Annotated in this window: 2 protein-coding genes and 1 pseudogene; 2 read left to right on the top strand and 1 reads right to left on the bottom strand. The window is 63.6% G+C overall.

Translation table 11 applies throughout. From position 1 onward, the window contains the following. Together ACE3OH_RS22040 and ACE3OH_RS22035 are read left to right on the top strand one after the other, a co-directional pair. A pseudogene (locus tag ACE3OH_RS22040) lies at positions 1-454 on the top strand (hypothetical protein); the annotation flags it as partial. 53 nt (positions 455-507) lie between these two features. Next, positions 508-861: a GFA family protein gene (locus tag ACE3OH_RS22035; RefSeq protein ID WP_374358396.1), complete on the top strand. Its 354-nt coding sequence runs from the start codon at positions 508-510 to the stop codon at positions 859-861. Here the strand turns inward: ACE3OH_RS22035 and ACE3OH_RS22030 are convergent. After that, on the bottom strand, positions 858-1,820 hold a 963-nt coding region (locus ACE3OH_RS22030; protein WP_374358393.1), incomplete at its 5' end, for an acyltransferase family protein. The two genes, ACE3OH_RS22035 and ACE3OH_RS22030, sit on opposite strands and share 4 nt — an antisense overlap.

Genomic DNA, 1,820 nt, shown 5'->3' with positions numbered 1-1,820 from the left:
AAGCCGTGCAGACAGGATCGAAGTGACCGGCTCGTCGATCAATCTCGCTGCGAAAGAGCCCCCGGCTCCGCCTGCATCATCGCCCGCTCGCCCGGAAGGCGGGCGAAGCAGTCCGGCGGAATCGCGGCTGGCTGCTGCCGAGGCGCCGGTGGTGGAAGCGCCGGTACCGCCAGCCCCGGCAACTGCTGCTTCACTGCCGGCTGCGCCGCGTGCGGTGGCAGGCGCGGAGCAAAGGTCCGGAAAACTCGAGATGGCGTCGAGCAAACTCAAGGAAGCGGCTTCCATTCAGGAAGATGCTGCCCTGAGCTTGAATGAGCAGCAAAACAAGGCCTTGGCAGCGCTCAAACAAGGCAAGCTGGACGAGGCGCGCCGGCTGGCGCTGGCCATTCACCAACGCTGGCCCGGCCATGTGCTCCCCGCCGAGTTGGCTGCCTTGCTGCCCGCCAAGCCATGAGTGAACTGCCATTGCATACCGCGCGCTGTGCCTGTGATGCGACGCGAATCACCGTGAGTGGGCAGCCGCGCATGAATGGTGTGTGTCACTGCCAGAACTGCCAGCGCCGCACCGGCAGCGCCTTTGGCCGATCGATGTATTTTCCGAAGGCAAGCGTGGTCGAGATCAGCGGCGAAACCTTGGTGTATGCCTTTCACCACCAGGCGCAGAACCATGATCAGCGGCGCCATTTCTGCGCTCGCTGCGGTACCACGCTGTTCTGGTATGTCTCCACTTTGCCCGAGCTGATCGGCATCGCTGGCGGCTGCTTTGCCGGGGAAGATCTGCCTGCGCCAGACTATTCAGTCAGCCACGCCAACAAGGCAGCATGGCTGCAATTGCCCGAGGGCTGGCATACGCGCGACTAGCCGGCGGCCGCTTGCTGCTGGCGGTTGGCGCGGCCCAGCAGCCAGTCGGGGATCTTGCGGCATGGCTGTTCCAGATAGCGGTAGCTCAAGCTGCTGATCAAGAGCAGCGCGCCGGTCAGCAGCGCATAGTAGGCGAGCTTGCCGGCAAAGCCGCCGTGCAGCAGCCCCTCCAGCCAGGGCATCTTTTTGGCCACCATCAGCAGCGGGTAGTGGATCAGGTAGACCGAAAACGAGATATTGCCCAGCCATAGCCACAGCGGCTTACGCAGCTGCTGCGCCACCACACCTTGGTCGAAATACAGGCAAAACAACAGCAGTGCCGCCCAGCTGGCGATCCAGTGCTCTTGCTTGAGGCAGATCGCCATAGCGATGCCGGCACAGGCGAGTAGTTCGATGCGACTGGCCCAGCGGGCCGACAAAGTGAGCTGGCCAGCCAGCCGGGCGATGGCCATGCCGAGTGAGAACCCGGCGAGGCCGCGCACGATGGCGCCAATGCCGGTCGTGATGCCCAGATAGTGAAACTGCACCCAGAGCTGCACTAGCGCGAGTACCGCCACCAGCGAATACAGCGCGTGGCGACGTTGTCCGATGCTGCGCAACAGGGCCATGGCGGCTGGAAACAGCAGATAGCACAGCATTTCCACACCGATCGACCAGGCGGGCGGATTCTGCGCCGCTTGCGATGGCCAGTAAGGCTGCACGATCAGCACCGACGCACCAAAGGCCGGGCTGACGAAGTAGCCGGGCAGAAAGGCCGGCCAGCTCACCGCCAGGATCAAGACCACCAAGGCAACGATATGCAGCGGGTAGACGCGGAACACCCGCCGCAGCATAAAGCGCGGCGCGGGAGTCCAGCGCAGGTCGCGATACACCACGGCAAGAATCAGGCCGCTGAGGATAAAGAAGATATCCACCGCCTTGTAGCCGGGCGCCAGCAAGCTGTGAAGCCAAGGGTGGTT

This window comes from Chitinimonas sp. (assembly GCF_041904975.1).
In the GTDB taxonomy this organism is placed as follows: domain Bacteria; phylum Pseudomonadota; class Gammaproteobacteria; order Burkholderiales; family Chitinimonadaceae; genus Chitinimonas.
Note: the sequence above shows the minus strand (reverse complement) of the source record. Positions and strands in the feature narration are given on the sequence as shown.